The sequence below is a fragment of the Chromobacterium sp. Ag138 genome (assembly GCF_055181315.1).
The window spans coordinates 1,123,661-1,142,180 of sequence record NZ_JBUPWA010000001.1 but is presented as its reverse complement, the minus strand read 5'-3'; the positions used below and the strand labels follow the sequence as shown (position 1 = coordinate 1,142,180).

Here is an 18,520-nt window from a genome sequence, read left to right as displayed (position 1 = left end):
AACAGCCCGCGCGGGGCGGGCGAGTGGGTCAGGTTGCGGTGATGGGCGGGGCGGTCAGCGTCAGCGTGAATCGGCGCGCCAGCAATGCGTCCGGCGACCGGCCGCCGGCGGCGCGGGTGGTAACCAACGCGGTAAACCAGTATGTGCCGTTCGGCTGCACCATCCGGAATGCCGCAGGACCGGGCTGGTTATAGGCCTGCATCAGCAGGGCCTGTCCGGCATCGGTCAGCTGCAGCAGATCAATGTCCTGCTGAATGGCGCTGCGCCAGGTTTTGGTGACCAGCGGGTAGTCTCGGTTGGCCAGGTTGTTGGTGGTGGTTTGCCACTGCTCAGCCAAATCGCCGACTGTTCGCACGCCGCGCACCGCCGTGTAGACGAGAACGCTGAAGCTGGCGGCGTCCAACGCTGCCGGCAACGCCAGCGAGATGGCCAGCGTGCTGCCGACGGCGAGCGCTGGCTCAGGCATCATGGGTCTCCTTTGAAGTAGAAGTCCTGCTGGGTTCCGCGCAGACCAAGCTCATCTTCGTGGAGGGCGACGGAACCACCGGCGATGGTGCCAAACAGCGGCGCGCCCACCAGCAGCCGCTGCGCGGCGCGCTGCAACTGGGCGGCCTGCAGGCGCGAGTCAGACCAGATGACGATCTGCATCCGCGGCGACACCGTGCTGCCGTCACCCTCCAGAAACTGCACTGGAATGCCGCCGACCTGCTGATACAGGATGTAGGGGCGAGGCGTTTCTGCCGGCGCGGTATCCGGAAACACATTGCCGGCCACCAGCGGCGACAGGACGCTGTAAAGCTGCTCTTCCAGCATGTTCAGTCCTCCAACAGGCGTTGCCGCATTCGATCTCGGGCTGCGTCGAGCGCTGCTCCGATTTTGGCGTCGTAGGCCGGCCGCAGGTAAGGTTTGGCCGGCACCCACACCGGCTTGGCCAGCCGCTGCTTGGTCGGCACCCATTCCCCTGATTCCAGCTGAACGAATTTGTTGATGCGCCAGTGGCCGAACTCGACCAGGTGCCAGTGTTTGGCGATGCGCTTGCGGACGCTGATGACGTAGACCTGCCGGCCATCGACTGAGCGCTCAGGGATGTATGCCCGATAGACGCTGCCCTTGAGCTTGCCGGTCTTTTCCGGCACGCGCTGCAGAACCTCGTCGTAGAGCACATTGGCGCCGGCCGCCGCGCCGGACAGCATCACATCGTCCCGCAATTTGGTCTGGAACTCCTGCAAGCCGGCGGTGATGCTGCTGCGATCGAAGCCGATTTTCAGCATGTGAACTCCTACTTGATGACCTTCACCGCGACGTCCTGATACTCACCGCTATGGTCGGGCAGTACGGCGGAAATTTCGTATACTTCGCCGCGGAAGCGGACGCGCATGCTGGCGGTGACAGGTCGTTTCCGGATGCGAATGCTGGCTACGCTTTCCTGCTGCTGACGGTCTGCACTGATGTACTCGCGACCACTCACAAACAGGACATTGGCCCAGACTGCGGGCAGATCCTGCCATGTGTTTGTCGGTTGACCGGCCGAGTCTCGGCCCTTGACCTGCTTTTGGAAAACAACGCGCTTGTCGAGTCTGCCCGCCCTCATAGCGTTACCTCGTCCACCATGTAGGGCGACAGCAGCCCATCCACGAAACTGCGCGGCAACTCGGTCAACGTGGCGCCGGCCAGGAGTGCCTCGCGATGCTCGTAGTAGGTGCCGACCATGAACAGCAGCCACTGGCGGACATCCTCCGGTACGCCGCTTCCACTCTCGGCCAGGCCGGCCCGGTAGTCGATCTGGATCGCATCGGGCAGGGCATCCACCACCGGCCATGCACCATTACGCGGCCTGACCTGCAGAAGCGGCCCATCTGCCAGCGCGACGAAGTCGCTCCAGGGCTGACGCTGCCCTACCTGCGTCAAGTTGATAGCAGACACCTGCATAGCACCGGCGGTAGGCAGCGACAACCATGGCATTCGCGGCCATTCATCCAGCGTCAGTCGGTAGTCGGCACTCAGCAGCGGGCCGCGGATTTTGCCTTCGCACGCGCGAATCGCGGCGCGCTCCAGCCGCTGCAGCAGCCTGTCTTCCGCGGCGGTATCTTCGGGTGTCCATCCGGCATCGATCCGGCACTGCTGCCGCATTTCCTCGACAGTCAGTACCGGCCCGTCATTCCGTCGAATGAGCGTGGCCGGCATGATCAAGACTTCTTGCTGGAGCGCGGCGCTGGGGACGGCTGATCGCTGCTGGCTGTGGCTTCTTCAGCGCCGGCACTGGTATCGTCTGACTCGACCAGCTCTTGTTCGCCGACTTGTTCAGCAACTTCGTGGCCATACTTTGCGAGGTCTTCATCGGTCGGGCCGATGATCTTGGCAATGGCCAGCCGTTCCAACAGTTCTTGGTCCTTCTCTTCGAAGCCGGCCACCTCGCCAGGGTTGTATTTGCCCCAGTGCTTGAGGAATTTCACGCTATGCATAGTGTTCTCCATGGAAAGGGACGGCCCGCGCGCGGCGGGCCTGCTTGGCTTATTTGCCCCACTTGACGCCGGTGCCGATGGCGATGCTCTCGACGTGGCGCGGGCCGAAATCGTGTTTGGCGATTACGCGCACCAGGGTCTGGTCGCGTGCGAAGGCGCTTACCATCTTGCCGTCCTGGCCGATGTAGGTGGCCTCCTTGGAAAAGTCGATGGTCAGGCCTTTGTCCTCGCCGATGAAGCAGTCAGCGAAATCGGCGAAGTAGATCTCCGACTCATCACCACCGGCACCGAGATTGTTCGGGATCTGGGTGGTTTTACCGATGGGATAGCCCTTGAGCTGGCCTAGGGCAATTTCCGGATAGACCTTGTTGCCTTTGCCATCACGCAAACCTTCCAGGAAACGGAAGGTGCGCGGAGACATCCCCCAGCCAGGTTTCACCAGGTTGGCGTCCACACCTTCCAGCAGCAGGATCAGCGCGTTCAGGAAGTTCTCGACGGACTGAAGGAATGCGGCATCCACCGCGGCGGGAGCCGGCGCCGCGATGCAGTTGCCGGTCAGCGCCCAGCCACGCATGCCCTTTGGCGTAGTGCCGCTGCCATCGCCACGAAGGAAGGCCAGGTCTTCACGCGCAGCTACAGCGGAAGTCAGATCATCGACCACCACTTGCTCGACATCCGGACTGATGCCAGCGTTGCCGAGCAGATCATTGCTGATCGGCACCAGTGCGGCCATTTTCTTGGCCGACAACTTCAGGTCGCCGAAGTTTTGTTCAGTTGCCGGGATATCGCTGTCGGAGCCGATATAGCCGACCGAAGCCCCCCCCTTCAGGCGCGGAATGGTCAGGTTGCCATTGTTCAATGGCAGCGATCTGGCACCCAGCCGGCGAACGATGGCCTTGGGGCGCAGCAACTCGATCAGCTCCGTGGCCATGTTGGTCGGGATCAACACGCCACCGGCGGACGGCGAGCCGCTGTTGAGGGCGGCAGCAACATCAGCGCCAAAACCGTTCTTGTCTGCGTAGTCGGCGGCCGCGCGGTAGTTGCCCTGGGCTTGGATCAGCGCCACGGCCATACGGGCAACGTTGCCGCCCCGAACAGCCTCACCCGCAGGGGTGGCCGGAACACCAGCAGGCGGTGCACCTTGACCTCTCAGGGTATCGACCTGCACCGCGGCGGCGGCGACCATGCGTTCGGCGTCTTCCAACCGCGCCAGCTGCGCGCCCAGCTGGTCAAACTCGGCTTTCAGCGTATCCAGCTGTTGCAGTTGCTCGGCGCTCAGCGCGGTGCCGCCGGACTCCAACGTGGCGAGGGTCTGCACTTCCGCCGCGATATCAGCACGGCGCTTCTTCAGTTCCAGGATCTTGGACATCAGGTTCTCCAGGCGTAAAAAAACCGCCAACAGGCGGGTGAGGGTGCCCTATCGGGCGCTGACGCCGTGCGGCGGTCAGGTGTTGAGGGACATTTGCATGGCGGTGGCCAGCGCGCTGGCGCGTCGAGCCGTGGGCGCGATGGGTTTCCGCCTCGCCGCAACCTCGGTGACGATGCGATTTACGGCCTGCTGCTGGCTTTCCACCCGGTCGGCCAGGCCTGCGGACACGGCCTGCGGGCCGTAGAACAAACCGGCCTCGGTGTCCCGAATGGCTTGGACACGCAGGCCTCGGTATTCGGCCACGGTCTCGCAGAATTGCTCGTAGTACAGGTCCAGCAGCTTGTCGGCGTTCGCGCGCGCGTCATCCGATAGCTGCGTATCGCTGGCCATATCGTTTTTGCGCGCGCCGCGGTACAACGTGGTGACGGTAATGCCATCAGCCTCCAGCTGCTTGCTGATGTCGACGTGCTTCATGATCACGCCGATGGAGCCGACGCCGGAGGTCTGCGACAGCACGATATCGGAGCAGGCGCAGGCGAGGGCATAGCCGGCACTGTAGGCGCTGTAATGCACCAGGGCAGTGACGGGTTTCACTTCGCGCGCAGCGCGGGTGTCGGCTGCCAGCTCGAAACATCCCGTTACAGCACCGCCTGGCGTCGCCATGTCGTAGACGATGTGTTCGATCTGCGGGTCGGCCAGGGCGGCATTCAGCTGGGCGCGGACGCTTTCGTAGCTGGTCTGGTTGGCGCATAGGCCGACATCGTTGGCGCGCGGAACCAAAATGCCCGAGACCGGAATCACCAGCACGCCGGTTTGTTGCGCGGCCTGCTGGCGACGGTCGGCCGGGCTGGCGGCCTCGACTTCTCGGGCGCCATCACCCTTCCAGGCCATGCTGGGCAGGTTGACGTTGACCTGCTGCAGGTTCAGACCCATACGCGTGCCGGCCCAGGCCACGGCTTCATGCAGCATGTCCGGCAGCACCATGTGCGGCTGATTGAACAGCTGATGCAGATACAGGTGTTGTTTCATCACGTCTCCAGAATCTGTTGGATCTCTGCCACGGCGTCGGGCGCCGGATTCGTCGGCTTGGCCGCGCCGGCTGGGATCATGTTGAGGGGCTGCAGGTAGACCTCTCCGCCCGGGATGGGCGGCAGGTTTTCCAGGCGCCGGATGTCGTTGACTGACAGCCAGCCCCATTGCCTGCCCACCGCATAGGCGGCGTAGCGGCTGGCGGTATCGCCGCGCATCAGACCGCCGACGTTGAACTCGATGTAATAGTCGCCGCGCTCGCTGGGCAGCAGCAGGTCGCGCATCATGGCCTGCTCGTGACGGCGTAGCCACGGCAGCAGGCAATAGATGACGAACTCAATCGCCTGGTGCTCGATATTGTTGTTGGTGGCGCGCTCGAGCAGGCCAACCTTGTGTGGTGGCACCTTGTAGATCTGCGCCAGCTCCAGCGCCGACATCTTGCGGCTATCGATCAGCTGCGCGTCCTCGTTGGTCATTGACAACGGGCGGAATGTCATGCCGTCCTGAAGTACTGCCACCTTCATGGCGTTGTCCGTGCCGGAGTACTCCGATTTCCACGACTCCTTTACCTCCTTTATGCGCTCCGGTTTCAGCGGTTTCAGTTCTTGCTGACCGACCACGGCGGGTCGTTCCAGCACGCCGGCCAGGTGGGTGCCGTTGGCGAAAACCTTGGAGGCGTGGTTTTGGGTCGCTAGTGCCAGTCCAATGGTGTCGCAATGCAGCCGGACCGGACTGACACCGGTGTAGCCGTCCAAGGTCCACCAGCGAACGTGATGGACCAGGCGCATTGGCACGGCTTCGGCGCCGCCGATGCGGTAATACGGCAGGTTGTCGCTGCCGCGCAGCACCTGCACCTTGTTGAAGTCGAGCGGCAGCAGGGCAGTGGGCCGCCCCGCGCCGTCGCGTTCAATGAACGAAAACGAGGAGCCACGCAGGCCGGCGCTGATTTGGCATTGTTCGCGATACTCGATTGGCGTTTGCCAATCATTCGGCGTGTCGTGGATCAGCCGATAGACCGGATGATCGGTGGCGCGCACACGCGAGTCGCCTTTGCGGAGGTACAGCTCGCACGGCAGCTGCGCCACGGACTCGGCGATCAAGGAGACGCAGGCCTGCAGCGTGGTCAGCGCCAGAGCCTTCTCCGGCGACACCATCACGCCGGCCGCGCTCTGCGCGCTGGCTCCGAGGAGGCTGGAAATCCAACCCGGCTCCGGGCTGCTGATCCGCTGGTCGCCAAATTGGCGGGACATGAACATCAGGCAGCTCCTCTCGCGGCAGCACGCGCCGTCAGGTAGGACCAGGCCAGGCCAAACACGCCGCCGACAATCCAACCGGCGGACGGGTGGAGCAGGGCGGCACCGGTGGTGACCGCGCCCGCGCCCAGCAGGCCGACCGCCAGGGTCGCCTTATCGGTGGTGGTCATAGATATACCTCGTCTTCGTAAGCGGACTTGTAGCCATCATCTGGCGTTTCCGGAGCCATGGCCCGCGTCATGCCGATGATCAGCGCCACGGCGCCGTCGATCTTGTTTTGTGGGGCTTGCTTATCCGGGAACAGGTTGTCGTTCTTGTCGGCCCGGGCCGTGACGTTGGACATCATCCAGGCCAGAACCGGATCACCGTTGTGGTGCAGCCGACCCGCTTTCAGAGCGGCCTCAATTTCACGCATGGCCGGGGTCAGGTACATGGCTTTCATCGGCACGTCCACGACGGTCGCGCCGCCATGCACCAGCTGCTGCGCTACCCAGGCGGCGCCGAACTTGTCTTGGCAGAATTCGGTCACCTGGTGCTTGGTAGGCATCTCCTCCAGATCCTGGAGAATCATGGCGAAATCGTTTTCCGGCCCGTCGTGCTGCTCAATCCATCCCGTGTCGCGCCAACGTACGCATGCTGCGCGGTTCGGATTGTCGTCCGATTCCAGCGTCTCCTCTGGCAGGTAATGCTTGGCGAAGATGTAGTAATGGGCCTTGTCGAAGATGCTCCGCTTGAAAATCTTCACCGTGGAGGCGAAGTCCAACTTGCTGGCCAGGTCGTAGGACACCACGCATTCCGCGCCGGCGAAGTCCTCCTCGCGCAGCGTGGCATCAGCCGCCGCGTGCCAGTGGGTCATATTGGCCCAGGCCGATTTGGCAGAGCACCAGATGTTCAGGTGCTTGGTCTTGAATGCGGTCTGCTTGGAAGGGGTTTGTGCCGCCTGACGCTGCTGTGTCAGCAGGTAGTCTTCCAGCACCGATACGCCGAAATTTGGATTGGCCTTGCGCAGGGTGGCCGGCGCATAGGGGTCATCGTCTTCGTCGGCGCCAAACATGATGCAGAACAGCTGGTCATTCTCTACCAGCCCCTGCAGTACCTTCTCAGCCTCAGTCCGTTTTTCGTAGCACGGCCCGGCCAGGTTGTAGCCGGCAGTGGTGATGATGAATGCCAGCGGCTGTTCGCGCGCGCCCATGCCGGTGATCATCGTGTCGTACAGCTCCGGCGAGTCGTGTTCGTGAAACTCATCGATCAGCGCGCAGGAGGGAGAGGAGCCATCGCCGGGCTTGCCGATGATGGGCTCGAACCGGCTGCCATCCTCCGGTATCGCCATCGACTTCGCATAGACTTCAGCGCCGGTGGCGTCGAGGAGATCTTGCGATCGCTCCAGCATCATCTTGGCCGGGCGGAACACCTCCCAGGCCTGTTTCTCGCTGGATGCGCCCGAATACACCTCTGCGCCGTATTCGCCGTCGGCGGTGAAGCAGTACAAGCCCACGCCAGCGGCCAGTACCGACTTGCCGTTTTTCCGCGGGATCTCGTTGTATGCCTCGCGAAAACGCCGCAAGCCGGTTTTCTTGTGGACCCAGCCGAATATGTTGACGAAGATGAACGACTGCCACGGCCCCAGCTCGATGAGCTGCTGCTCGCGCGCCCACTTGCCCTTCGTATGCGGCAGCTGCTCGACAAAGGCGCAAGCGCGCTCCGCTTCGTCTTCGTCGAGCTTGTATGGAAATGCCTTGGTTTTGCTGCGCTTTAGGTCATCAAGGAAGCGCTGGGCGGCAAGTCGCGTCCACTTGCCAGCCGGGAAGCGGCCTGCCACCACGTCGCGCGCCCATTTCTTGGCAGCAGTGACGTGCTGGTGAGCCATGGAGTCATGAGGCCTTCTTCGGTTTCAGCAGGTTGGTAAATCGGTTCTGGGCTTGCTTGCCGCCTGGGATATGGATCCGGGATCGGCTGGACGGATCCAGCCCCAGCATCGCGCCGAAAGTCGAGAGCTGGCGGCTGGTCTCGTTGATGATGGTGCAGGCCGGGTTTTTCTTGGGCCCGAAAGCCGTTTCAACGACCACGCCCATTCTCGCCACCAGATCCTCCGCGTCGCGCCACCGGCTATAGGCCTGACAGAACATCTCAAGGTTGTGCAGATCGACGTCAGTCAGCACTTTCGTGCCAGAAAGCTGGGGGGCAAGTTCATGCCATTTATCAGCCGCGATGGGTGACAACCAGCCCGGCGGCGCCGGCACTTCGATCGCCTCGTATTCCGGCTCGTCCTGGTTCAGTTTTCTTTTGCCGGGATTGCCGCTGATCATTTTCAGCGTGGTCGGTTTGGGTTTTCGCCCCCCGCCTGGAGCCCGCGGCGCGCCTCTCGTCATCGTTACCCCTAAATTTCTTATTACGCGGCGGTAAAAATAGAGGGGTACGCGCGGTCACATTGGTCGGTTTCCCTCAAAGGATTGACTACCCCTACCCATATAGTCATGACTAGGAATGTCCAATTGCTTGATGTGTGATTTCGTCCGCCACATGAACATCCTTGTTAGGCTTATCGTGCATTGCCGAATCCTCCGTCCTCCGCTGCCGTCTTGCGTGAGTGGCAGCGCCTGCACAGCGGCTGCCAGTTGCTCGAGTCCCAGAACAGGCGCTTAGCATCTGCGATCCTCTCCGGATCGCCGCTCTCCATCGCCTCTCGGTATCGTGGCGGGGTGATGTGGTCGACATGATCGGCCGCAACCAGGCGGCCGTCTTGTCGCTGGCACTCGGCGCAGAATGGATGTTTGGCTCGATACGCCCGAGCCGCGCGCGACCAGGCGTTGGTGTATCCGCGCTCCACCCGTGTCCCTCGTTGCCGGTCCGCCTCGCGTTCGGTTACCTGGCGGCGATGCTCATGGAAAGGGCAATGCCGGGCCGGCGGCCTCACCAGCGCACCACAGCCAGGCGTGGCACACAGCTTGGCTGTCAGTCCAGCCATTGCCAGTCCTCCACCAGCATCAGCCATGCGGTGCCTGCCGTCTCCGCGTCGCAGCAGTCCAGCAACTGGCAGTCGCTGCGGACATGGTCATCCACCAGCAGCCGGCGCCCATCAGTCTGCAGATACCAGGTGTGCATCCAGTGAGCTCCAGAAACAACGAAGCCCCGCGGCACGATGCGGCGGGGCTGATGTCGGTGACTGTTCATGAGCGATGCTGAGGGCTCATGTGGTGGCAATAAAAAAATCCCCGCAAACTACATTGCGAGGATGGCGGTTCATTGTTTGTTTCGTGGGCGCATTTGTCCCTACACGACGTCAATATACCCGATCCTTGATTTTATTGGGGTATACAAAAGTCGTCGGCATATATGCCGAAATCAGATTTCCAGCGGCCTCCATGTTTCGTCTAAGGTGCCAATGGCTTGTCGTGCTCCTCGATCATCGATATGGACGCACCCGCAATAACAGCACCTCATTGGCTGATTGAGGCTCAACGCCTTGAGAGAAGGCTGGTCTGTGATTCTGGCAATTTGCATTTCAGTAAGGGGGCGCTGTCTATATGAATCTCTACCTGAGCAGCGGCGAGGGCATTCGATTCGCATTAGTTTCTTTCTACAATCCTAACGAAGTAGCCATCAAAGTATACCCTCTTGCGAGTCGCCGTCCTGGACCATTGCGTTCAATCGTCGTCGCTTCCACCTTGCCGGCGCGCTGCATCTTGACCAGCGCCGACATGATCTCCGCCGCGGTGTAATGGAAATCGAGAGACGACTCCAGTTCGCCCAACAGCATGGGGCGCGGCGCGTCGGCCAGCACATCGGCCAGCTGGCGCGCCAGTCCGTTGCCACGTGGCCGTTTCATGCCGCCTGCTGCTGGGCGCGCTGTTCACGCCACAGCTTGCCAAACCGCACCGCGGCCGACAGCAGCACGGTATCGAACGACCGGGCCGACATCGCCAGCCGGCGCGCAACCATGTCGTCAACCAGTCGCGGCCAGTTCACGTGCCGGGCGCGCAACACCAGCTTTTCCTGGTCAGGCAACCGGTTGATCAGCCGTTCAACCTGCTCACCGATCCGCGGATCGTACTGCGGACGGAGACGCTTCTCGGCGTCGTCAGCGAAAACGTAGCGCTCCTCGGCCCTGGAGTATCGGCCCTCGGCCGAGTAGCAGGTCTCCCGCCAGCTGCCGCCGTCGACAGCCCAACGGGCCCAATGGATTAATGCTGCTGCTGGTTCGATCATGGTGTTCCTCACGCTGCCTCGGCGTTTTCGATGGGTTTAATCTTCACCATCACGCCCGGTTGTTCTGAATACCGCTTTCTTTTCACTACGTCGCATACCTGCGCATCGTCATTCCATACGACTTTGTTCAGGGCGTCATTTATCGCTTTCTCGATGTTGTCGACGTCCGGCTTCACCGTGGGCAACACCAGCCCAGCCAGCGCCAGAGCGCGGCGCCGCTTGGACCAGCTGGCCGGCACCGGCAGGAAAATCCGCAGCTCGATGTCCACCGGGCCGGTGATCAGGGGCAGGGAGCCAATGGCTTTTTTGGCTGTCCACGACACCAGCGCCTCGTAGTTCACGGTCTCCGCCGGCGTGTAATGCCGGGTCGTGGCTTTGGCCTTGCCGTTGGAACCTGTGGTGATCCTGGTGGAGCTGCGCGCGCGCTGCTTCCCCACGGGAACGCCTGGGACAAAAAAGTTGATCATGCTGCCTCCTGTTTCTTCAGAGCGTTCCACATGCGCAAGCTGGCGAGGCGAGCAATGTCCACAGCCTGTTCGGGGCCGATCTTGCCGGCTTCGCGGCACGTGGTTGCGCGGCGCTTGGTGCTGATGGTCAATCGGCCTCCCTTATCGCGATCCAAGAGCAACACGCCGGACATCGGCGACGGCAGCGCGTCGATCAGGTCGTCAGTCCAGATTGCGGCCGGCATCGCGTAGTAGTGCTTCCAAGCCTTTGGCGGCCACTGCCGCGCCGTGTCTTCGGTCAGCCGCTCCCGCGTAATGGACACCAGCCGACCGTCCTTGAAGTGCTCCACGGGGTCGGTGTAGCCCTTGAACTCGCGGTGCCACCACTTCTCCTTCTTGGCGTCGGCCTTCAGATCGGCGCGGCTGATCTTGATTTCCACATCGATGATGCGCAGGTCGTTGGTCACCACCAGCAGGTCGCACTCGTAGCCGGTCCAGTTGCAGTTCGGCACCACCACCAGGTATTTCCGGTTGAAATACTCAGTCGCCAGCGCGCCGGCAATGCTGGTCTCGCTCCACATCAGCCGATCTCCTTCAGGCGTTGCTTGTCGATTCGCACCAGGCCGGCCAGTGCCAGCCGCTCCAGGGTATGCACGATGGCGCGGTCCATCTCCCGGCGCCGGAACTCCAGATTGAATCGGTTCCCGTTGTCCAGGGCGTTGTGGCAGTCCAGGCACAGCGCGGCGGTCAGGGCGTCGGGGTTTTTCATCGACATACCCTTGCCCTCGTTGCGGTGCGCCACCTGCACGGCGACGTTGCTGCCACAGCGAACGCAGTTGCGGATGGTGCCCACGGCAGCCAGCCAGTCAGAGTTCGCGCGAAAATCTTCGCGGCGGCCGGAACCTGGCTGATCGCCGGGGCGCGGCACGGTCTTGGTAGGGCGTTGCGTCGAGCTCAATCCTCAAATCCTCCTCTGTGTGGGTTGTTGCTGAGGGTAGGGCGGGGCATCCAGTCGTTCTGTAGGTTGGTCATTCGGGCATACTGGCCCTGCCATCCAAGGCGGACTGTTTTCGCCTCACCCTGGCGGAGCTTTCCGACGATGATTTCGGCCGTGCCGGCGTCGGCGCTGTCGGGGTTGTAGTACTCGTCGCGGTAGGTGAACAGCACCACGTCGGCATCCTGTTCGATGGATCCAGAGTCGCGGAGGTCGGACATCATCGGCCGCTTGTTGGCGCGGGACTCAACAGCTCTGGACAATTGGCTCAGCGCTGCCACAGGGCATTCAAGTTCTTTCCCAAGGCTCTTCAGTGCGCCTGTGATGAATCCGATTTCGTGGTTTCGGTTATCGCTGGTGCCATGGCCTGGGCCGCGCATTAACTGGAGGTAGTCAACGACGATAAGCGCCGGGCGTCCGTGTAGGCGCGCTAGGTATCTGGACTGGCTGCGAACCTGATCCGGGCTGAGTCCGGCGCGAAAATCGACGTGCATCTGCATGCCTTGCACCTGGCTGGCGTAGTAGGTCAGCTTTTGCCAATCTGCATCTTCCAGTCGGCCAGTACGAATCCGCTTCAGATCAACGCCACCCAGGCTGGCCATTTGCCTGTCGCTCAATTGGGTTGGGCTCATCTCTAGGCTGAACACGAACACTGGGCCGGTGGTGCGCGCGACGTGCTCAGCTACATTCATTGCGAATGCTGTTTTCCCCATGCCTGGGCGGCCAGCAATGACCACAAAGTCGCCTGCCTGTAGGCCGCAGAGGGTTTCGTCCAGATCCGTGAAACCGGTGGCGAGCCCATCCAGCTGACCTTCCTCCATAGACCAGCGCCGGTCGACATTATCGAAACCGCGCTTTGCCAGTGCTACGGCATCGAATGTCTGGTCAGCAGCGCCTTGGTCGGCGGTCAGGCTCTCCAGCGCGCCAGCGGCGCGGTCTACCAGCTCGGCGGACTTTACGCCCTTGGGCGTCTGCAGCTCCCCGATCAGCTCTCCGGTGATGTGGATTGCCTGCCGGGCGATGGCCTTGTCCTGCAGGATGGCGGCGTACCGGCGGATGTTGGCGGCGCTGGGCGTGCTCTGCACCATGGTGGACAGAGCAGCAATGCCGCCGGCGGCTTCCAGCTTGCCCTGGGCCTCGAGGGCTTCGGATACCGTCACCACGTCGACTGGCGTGCCGGCGTTGAGCATGCTGAACATGACCTGGGCGATGGCGCGGCGGGCAGGGTCGAAGAAATGCTCCGGCGTCAGGGTGTCACTCACCTTGTCCCACGCCAGGTTGTCCAGCAGCAGGCCGCCCAGCACCGACTGTTCCGCGCCAGGGTGATGCAGTTGGAAAATCTCGCTCTCGGCGTGCATCAGTTCGCCCCCTTCTTGTCGGCGGCTTGGGCGGCGTTGCGCGCCTGCAGGCCGGCGGTGCTCAGTTCGCAGTTGCCGTCGTCCTTCATCCACCACAGCTTGTACCAATTGCGGCGGACGGCATCGCGGAAATGGGCGCGCCAGTCCACGTATTGCTTGCTCGCCAGCTTGTCGGTGTAGGTGGTGCGGAATTCGATCCAGGCCAGCCGCAGGAACTCGCGGTCAATGCCGGCTTGGGCGGCGTACTCGAACACCGGATCGTCTTCAGGGATCAGCGCGGCGCCGGCGGCCTTCGTCTCGTCGCGCCATTGGGCGAATGTGCGCTTCACGCCCTTGGTCCGCGGCGGGCGTTTTGGCTTGGGCGGCGTAGCGTCTGCAGCAGGTTCGCCAGCAGGGGCCGGTGTTCCTTGGGGGGATATAGGGGGGATAGAATTACTTGGGTTTTGGAGTTGTATATTGTGCGTAGCGTTTTGCGACGGGTCAGCGTAGCGTTTTGCTACGTTCGTAGCGGTAGGCGTAGCGTTTTGCTCCGCATCGTCAGATTGCCAGTTCGCCGGCGGATTGAGCGACACCAGCTGTCCGTGGCGGCCTTTGCGCGCGCTGATGATGCCCAGGTCCAGCAGCTGCTGCATGGCCTTGCTGGCGTCAGGGCGGTGCAGGCCGGCGACGTGGGCCAGCTGGGTGATGGTGCAGTCGTCTTCGGCCTTGCCATAGCCGATGGTCTTGCGCACCACGGCCAGCGCCAGCTTCAGCTGCCGCCCGGTGAGGTCGGCAGCCAGCAGGGCGTCCATCAACTCGTTGGGAATGGCCAGAAAACCCTCCTTGCGCGGCGGATCTTCCACAACCGGGCGCCGGTCGGCCAGGTGGATGACTTTCTCGGCCGCGCTCATGACGGGCTCCTGCTCAGCGGCGTGCCTGGGTTGCAGCGACGCCACGCCTCAGCCGGCGTTTGCCGTGCGGGTACCTCGGGGTGATTGAAAAATGCTGTGCTCATGGGCATACTCATGTGGCAAACCCTCTACGAAGCCCCCGCGAGCCGCGCCAACGGCGATGACCGGGGGTTTTGTTTTTGATTGTCATCCCCTGACCCGCTGCAGCAGGCCGGCGCCAGCCGACAGCAGATCCCACAGCGCGCGCTCGATTCGCCGCGCCTCGCTCGGGCTGATGCGTTCTCCCCACTCGGATTCAGGATGCTCTGCCGCGTTGATTTCCTGGCCTACCTCCCCGCACTCGGCCGCCAGCTGGCAAAACGCCCTCGACAATTCCTTCAGCGTGAGCTCGCCAGAGGGCAGGGCGACGGTGATCCGGTTGCACAGCGCGGCCAGGGCGTCGGCGATTGCCGGATCCTGCGTGCGGTCGGTGATCTCGGCCGCCTCTTCCAGCGTCAGGTGATTGGTATCGCAGTTCGGGTTCAGCTTGTTGGCCAGTACGACCGGCCCCTTCTGCATCGCCACTGCCAGGCCGGCAATGCCGTTGTGGTGGCTCTTCGCTACGGTCTGGGCGGTAGCTGTGACGTGGGTGTAGCGGGTGTTCATGAGTAGGCCTCTTTGTTCATGTCAAATGAGTTTGCGCTGTGGGCTACCCTTACATCACTTTGATGGCTCATCCCAATCGCTCAGCGAGACTTGGTTCTGCGTCTCATGCTGAATGCGCCGCGCCAGCGGAATGGATGGGTTCCTATGCTTCCCGGCGAGCTGGTAGAGATAACTCACGGTTGTGCCGCAAGCTATTGCTATCCGTTCGCGCTCATCGGGCGTGATGGTTCGGAGGAAGTCGTGCATCTTCATGGGCAAAACTTTAGCAACATGCGAAACTTTAAGCAAGCGGAGTACATAAACTTTTGCAAAGCGTTTATTTCGCAAAATGCTAAAAATTCCTACCATCTCATGATGGATATTGACGTGAATGAGATCCGCCGACTGAACCTGAAGGCGCTGCTTGCTCCACGTGGGGCAGCTGCTCGGATCGCAAGTGCTACTGGCTCCTCAGAGTCGTATTTATCGACGCTGAAGGGAAAGTCGCGACAGCTTGGATCCGACTTGGCGAGAAGAATTGAACAGGCAGAAGGCCTGCCTCATGGTTGGTTTGACCAGCTTCATGAGGGAGAGGCTGAGGTGGCCGCCCCTAAAACAGAGACAAGCGCTTTTACTAAAGAAGAACTTATCGCCCAAATCGGTGAGTTGGAGACCGATGAGCTTCACTTGGTGATCACTCGAGCCCTTGAGTACCATGCCAAGAAAAAGGCGCCCTGAAGGCGCCTTTTTTCATCGTAGGAAAAAGGCCGTTATTCGGTCTGTGTCCCCAATGCGTTTTACCGTCAACTCACCCGTCTCGGCAAGGCTGATGACCAGCTGAGCAATCGGTGCTTTCTTCCGATCTATACGAATTCGTGTTGGCCTAAAATCGCTGCAATTCTTGGCATTGATGCAAGCGTTGCTACCAGTGCAATTCATTCTATCGCTCCAATCGACGAGTTTTTTTCTATGCGCGATGGGGCGTTGGCGCCATCGCTGCATGCACGGATAGGCTACGTCAGATCAGGGTGAACGTGTATCGATACAGAATTATAGTCTGTATGCTTTTGCTACACTTTTGTAGCAAGAATCGACTCGGCCAGGTGGATCATGGCTTCGACGTCCCTGGTAGATAGGCCAGTGGAAAGAGCGAACAGCCTATGACAGGCGGCCATGTGCTCTGGGGCGATTTCGGTGCCGCTGAGGAGGGTGCTGGGACTGATACCTAGGTATGCTGCCAGTCTATTTATTTGATCGTCATCTGGCATTTGGGATTTACACCAGCGAGTTACAGTATGCCGGCTGACTTCTAGGTGTGCCGCAACGGCTGTTATGGTGGTTCCGCGGTCCTCGATGGCGGCCCGCAATCTACTGTGGAATGTCTCTGATGGCACGGCTTGCTACGCATTATTACGTACCCTTAACAATAGCAGCCGGACCGATCACTTTTGTAGCAAAAACAGCGTGGTTTGCGCACAACATTGCCCCGAAGGCTAGTTGACCGCCCTATTTTCGTTCAGCCTGTTTCTTGACGATCAACGCCATAAGCTGGCCAATCACATCCGCGCCGCGGGCGAGCAGCGCGTCGGCCAGGTCATCCAAGGAGTCGGCCGTGAGGTAGGGGATGCTGGAGTCAGGAACGGGCTCACGAGGGCCTTTGCCAGTCTCGAGCCAGATGGGGTTCACCTTCAAAGCCTTTGCGACATCCAGGATTTTAGTGGTCCCATGGTTCCGACCACGCTCCAGGTCACCAATGATCCCCCGGCTTACCTTCGCGCGGCGGGCCAGATCTTCTTGCCGCCAATTGAGCTTTTTCCGCTCAGCCTTGATTCGTTCGCCTCGTCCGTTCATCGGTACATTTTCGATGAAAGGAAGGGCGTGTCTGCGTTATTGCATGACGTGAATACGGCATTTCTGGGCGCAAAAAAGCCCGCGCGTGCGGGCTGGTCTGCGGGCGCCAGGTGTTTTTATCTGAACGAGTAGGCTCAGTCTGGCGCTTGGGTTGAGTCTGCCGGCGGCGGCCGGCTGGGTCAAGGTGAAGAAAAACTCGCCGATGCAGGTTACTTGTGAGGGACTGTTTGGGCAGGTGCAGGCTGAGCCGGCAGCACGATCACCGCTGGTGGTGCAGCAGCTGGCGCCGGTGCCTGGGCCTGCTTCAGTTGCATGTAGCTGACCCAGAAGGCAGCAATAGCAGCGATGATGGTAATAACCCACTGCATCATGTTGATGGATGACTTCAGCCCATCTATCTTGCCCTCGAGACCTTTCTCTACTCCGTCAATCTTTGCCCCAAGGGTGGAAAATGCAGCCTCCGTCTTGGACGCTTGTACTTCCATGAACGACCTCAGCTCAGAGAACTGGGCATGATTGTCAGCGCGCAGCGCGGTCATTTCAGATCGCATTTCCGACGCAACGGCCTTCACTTCTGCCACGTTGGCGGCAAGTTTGGCGTCGATCTCTTCACGTGTCGGTGCAGTGCTCATAGGGACATTATGGCTAGTCATAGCCATCTCCACAATATCCGAGTAAACGTCGCTATCGCCTTCAGACGCTTCAATGTGTGGCGCGGAGGCAAGAGGATCAACAACCCTAAGAGGTCTTATCTTGATGGTCTGCATTGCCTTGCCTTATCTTGTTCATGATAGAGAAGTAATTGAACAGGTAGATATGACCGCAATCCTCGCATTCCGCAGCTGCGACAAATAGCACCGTGTCAATCCCGGAGGTTACCGTTCCTTTGAGGTTACCGTCATCGCCTTTGTATATGCGCGCGTGTAGTAACGCTCTCAGCCCAGGCGAGGTGGCATCTTGGGAATGTATATGCAGCCCCCAATTATTACCATCACACCAAGGGCATTTTCTCTTGTCCATCCTCACCAAGAAGTCATCTAGCTCTTGCATGGTAAGTGGAGTAAAAGTCTCTGCCATGCTGACACCTTTCATTGGTTTGATGCATTAATCTAGCCTCTTCTCGGTCCCATGACTGCCTTACTGCATCCTCCGCGAAGTTGCGGTCGTCTGTCTACAGCTCAGCGCTGGCGAGATGGCCCGCTTTTTCAGTATGCCGATGACCCAGACGCAGTGGGAGCGAAGCGAGCAGGTGCTGCGTTATGAATGCCGTTACACCCTAGACCGCACTCCAGAGCCACTTCATCCCGCCCCAGATCACCCAGCAGACCACTGCTGCGATCATCGCGAACACGATGTACATGCTCAGGAAGTAGAGCGCGCCGCCGCTCACGGCGGCCCCGATCAGGGTGATGAACAGCCGCAGGAACTTCGGCCACTCGGCGCCGCCGTGCGACATGATCGCCGACCAGGTCAGCCACCCACCGCCGACAAGGCCGACCAGCAGCCCAAAGCCGCGCACCTTTGATTCGAACTCGCGATCATTGGCCCTCTGCAGCTCCTCGGCGGAGTTGTAGTGGGCGGTGACGCCGTCTCCTACGCGCTTGCTATAGCGTGCCATGGATCATCCCTCCAGTTTCAAACTTCAATCCTACGCCATTGTCATTGAGAGGTCGATTCGCTCCTTGTTGCAGTTTTGCACAATCTTTCGCAGAAAGTTTAACAAATGATTTGCACAAAGTTTTGCAGGTTGCTAAAGTTTGTTTCGCAAGCAGCGAAAGTTCTGCTCCGATCTTTAACAAGCCAAAGTAGTAACGGCACACCGCCTACCGGGATCACCTGGCGCAACCAGGGACGAAGAGGGCGGCCAGCGCCGGCACATGAACGGATGCAACCAGCGGCGCCAGGCGGGGATGAAAACCTGCAGGGCGAGCGGGAAGCGGCGAGGCCGCAAGATGCAGATGAAGGGAGTGAAGCCGGGGTAGTAGAGCGCCGCTTCTCACGAGGCGGCACACTGGATGGGATCGCGCACTGGACATGC

General features: G+C 60.9%; 26 protein-coding genes. 1 reads left to right on the top strand and 25 read right to left on the bottom strand.

The genetic code is table 11. The features are described from left to right. Positions 1-28 precede the first annotated feature (28 nt). The 21 genes from ACY3GB_RS04860 to ACY3GB_RS04760 form a co-directional block, all read right to left on the bottom strand. On the bottom strand, positions 29-469 hold the full coding sequence (locus tag ACY3GB_RS04860) for a hypothetical protein (protein WP_463087759.1): 441 nt from the start codon (positions 467-469) through the stop codon (positions 29-31). Next, a complete protein-coding gene (locus ACY3GB_RS04855) occupies positions 466-813 on the bottom strand; it encodes a DUF3168 domain-containing protein (protein WP_463087758.1) in 348 nt (115 codons plus the stop codon). Before ACY3GB_RS04855 ends, ACY3GB_RS04860 begins: the two co-directional genes overlap by 4 nt. A gap of 2 nt (positions 814-815) precedes the next feature. Beyond that, positions 816-1,271 (bottom strand): HK97 gp10 family phage protein, encoded by a 456-nt coding sequence (locus ACY3GB_RS04850; protein WP_087697510.1) that lies wholly within the window; start codon positions 1,269-1,271, stop codon positions 816-818. 8 nt (positions 1,272-1,279) lie between these two features. Continuing rightward, on the bottom strand, positions 1,280-1,591 hold the full coding sequence (locus ACY3GB_RS04845; protein ID WP_463087757.1) for a phage head closure protein: 312 nt from the start codon (positions 1,589-1,591) through the stop codon (positions 1,280-1,282). Continuing rightward, positions 1,588-2,184, bottom strand: coding sequence for a head-tail connector protein (locus ACY3GB_RS04840; RefSeq protein WP_463087756.1), 597 nt, complete (start codon positions 2,182-2,184; stop codon positions 1,588-1,590). Before ACY3GB_RS04840 ends, ACY3GB_RS04845 begins: the two co-directional genes overlap by 4 nt. 2 nt (positions 2,185-2,186) lie before the next feature. After that, complete coding sequence (locus ACY3GB_RS04835; RefSeq protein ID WP_463087755.1) at positions 2,187-2,462, bottom strand: hypothetical protein; 276 nt, start codon at positions 2,460-2,462, stop codon at positions 2,187-2,189. 49 nt (positions 2,463-2,511) lie between these two features. Continuing rightward, positions 2,512-3,831: a phage major capsid protein gene (locus ACY3GB_RS04830; protein ID WP_463087754.1), complete on the bottom strand. Its 1,320-nt coding sequence runs from the start codon at positions 3,829-3,831 to the stop codon at positions 2,512-2,514. A 75-nt stretch (positions 3,832-3,906) separates the two neighbouring features. Continuing rightward, positions 3,907-4,860 carry a S49 family peptidase gene (locus ACY3GB_RS04825; RefSeq protein ID WP_463087753.1) on the bottom strand — a complete coding sequence of 318 codons (954 nt, stop codon included), beginning with the start codon at positions 4,858-4,860 and terminating at the stop codon, positions 3,907-3,909. Next, positions 4,860-6,116 (bottom strand): phage portal protein, encoded by a 1,257-nt coding sequence (locus ACY3GB_RS04820; protein ID WP_463087752.1) that lies wholly within the window; start codon positions 6,114-6,116, stop codon positions 4,860-4,862. The genes ACY3GB_RS04825 and ACY3GB_RS04820 overlap by 1 nt, the downstream gene beginning before the upstream one ends. Further along, a complete protein-coding gene (locus ACY3GB_RS04815) occupies positions 6,116-6,283 on the bottom strand; it encodes a hypothetical protein (RefSeq protein WP_463087751.1) in 168 nt (55 codons plus the stop codon). Before ACY3GB_RS04815 ends, ACY3GB_RS04820 begins: the two co-directional genes overlap by 1 nt. Then, positions 6,280-7,980: a terminase large subunit gene (locus ACY3GB_RS04810; RefSeq protein ID WP_463087750.1), complete on the bottom strand. Its 1,701-nt coding sequence runs from the start codon at positions 7,978-7,980 to the stop codon at positions 6,280-6,282. Before ACY3GB_RS04810 ends, ACY3GB_RS04815 begins: the two co-directional genes overlap by 4 nt. Before the next feature lie 4 nt (positions 7,981-7,984). After that, complete coding sequence (locus ACY3GB_RS04805; RefSeq protein WP_463087749.1) at positions 7,985-8,482, bottom strand: phage terminase small subunit P27 family; 498 nt, start codon at positions 8,480-8,482, stop codon at positions 7,985-7,987. Between the two features lie 583 nt (positions 8,483-9,065). Then, positions 9,066-9,215, bottom strand: coding sequence for a hypothetical protein (locus ACY3GB_RS04800; protein WP_463087748.1), 150 nt, complete (start codon positions 9,213-9,215; stop codon positions 9,066-9,068). A 475-nt stretch (positions 9,216-9,690) separates the two neighbouring features. Continuing rightward, positions 9,691-9,939, bottom strand: a complete 249-nt coding sequence (locus ACY3GB_RS04795) for a hypothetical protein (RefSeq protein ID WP_463087747.1) — start codon at positions 9,937-9,939, stop codon at positions 9,691-9,693. After that, positions 9,936-10,319 (bottom strand): hypothetical protein, encoded by a 384-nt coding sequence (locus tag ACY3GB_RS04790; protein ID WP_463087746.1) that lies wholly within the window; start codon positions 10,317-10,319, stop codon positions 9,936-9,938. Before ACY3GB_RS04790 ends, ACY3GB_RS04795 begins: the two co-directional genes overlap by 4 nt. A gap of 8 nt (positions 10,320-10,327) precedes the next feature. Then, entirely contained in the window at positions 10,328-10,786 is a 459-nt protein-coding gene (locus tag ACY3GB_RS04785; protein ID WP_463087745.1) for a RusA family crossover junction endodeoxyribonuclease, read from the bottom strand. Continuing rightward, complete coding sequence (locus tag ACY3GB_RS04780; RefSeq protein WP_463087744.1) at positions 10,783-11,346, bottom strand: hypothetical protein; 564 nt, start codon at positions 11,344-11,346, stop codon at positions 10,783-10,785. Before ACY3GB_RS04780 ends, ACY3GB_RS04785 begins: the two co-directional genes overlap by 4 nt. Continuing rightward, entirely contained in the window at positions 11,346-11,723 is a 378-nt protein-coding gene (locus ACY3GB_RS04775; RefSeq protein WP_463087743.1) for a hypothetical protein, read from the bottom strand. The genes ACY3GB_RS04780 and ACY3GB_RS04775 overlap by 1 nt, the downstream gene beginning before the upstream one ends. Continuing rightward, on the bottom strand, positions 11,720-13,117 hold the full coding sequence (dnaB, locus tag ACY3GB_RS04770; protein ID WP_463087742.1) for a replicative DNA helicase: 1,398 nt from the start codon (positions 13,115-13,117) through the stop codon (positions 11,720-11,722). Before dnaB ends, ACY3GB_RS04775 begins: the two co-directional genes overlap by 4 nt. Next, positions 13,117-14,007, bottom strand: a complete 891-nt coding sequence (locus ACY3GB_RS04765) for a replication protein (protein ID WP_463087741.1) — start codon at positions 14,005-14,007, stop codon at positions 13,117-13,119. The genes dnaB and ACY3GB_RS04765 overlap by 1 nt, the downstream gene beginning before the upstream one ends. Positions 14,008-14,193: 186 nt before the next feature. Then, positions 14,194-14,652 (bottom strand): phage regulatory CII family protein, encoded by a 459-nt coding sequence (locus ACY3GB_RS04760; protein WP_463087740.1) that lies wholly within the window; start codon positions 14,650-14,652, stop codon positions 14,194-14,196. Positions 14,653-14,796: 144 nt separating this feature from the next. Here ACY3GB_RS04760 and ACY3GB_RS04755 point away from each other — a divergent pair, with 144 nt between their 5' ends. Beyond that, positions 14,797-15,369 carry a hypothetical protein gene (locus ACY3GB_RS04755; RefSeq protein ID WP_463087739.1) on the top strand — a complete coding sequence of 191 codons (573 nt, stop codon included), beginning with the start codon at positions 14,797-14,799 and terminating at the stop codon, positions 15,367-15,369. A gap of 332 nt (positions 15,370-15,701) precedes the next feature. Here the strand turns inward: ACY3GB_RS04755 and ACY3GB_RS04750 are convergent, their stop codons facing one another. The 4 genes from ACY3GB_RS04750 to ACY3GB_RS04735 form a co-directional block, all read right to left on the bottom strand. Next, positions 15,702-16,025 (bottom strand): helix-turn-helix domain-containing protein, encoded by a 324-nt coding sequence (locus ACY3GB_RS04750; protein ID WP_463087738.1) that lies wholly within the window; start codon positions 16,023-16,025, stop codon positions 15,702-15,704. A 112-nt stretch (positions 16,026-16,137) separates the two neighbouring features. Continuing rightward, entirely contained in the window at positions 16,138-16,482 is a 345-nt protein-coding gene (locus ACY3GB_RS04745; RefSeq protein ID WP_463087737.1) for a helix-turn-helix domain-containing protein, read from the bottom strand. Between the two features lie 209 nt (positions 16,483-16,691). Then, the gene (locus ACY3GB_RS04740) at positions 16,692-17,249 is read right to left on the bottom strand and encodes a hypothetical protein (protein ID WP_463087736.1); all 558 of its coding nucleotides are present in this window, start codon (positions 17,247-17,249) and stop codon (positions 16,692-16,694) included. A gap of 509 nt (positions 17,250-17,758) precedes the next feature. Continuing rightward, entirely contained in the window at positions 17,759-18,100 is a 342-nt protein-coding gene (locus tag ACY3GB_RS04735; protein WP_463087735.1) for a hypothetical protein, read from the bottom strand. Positions 18,101-18,520 lie beyond the last annotated feature (420 nt).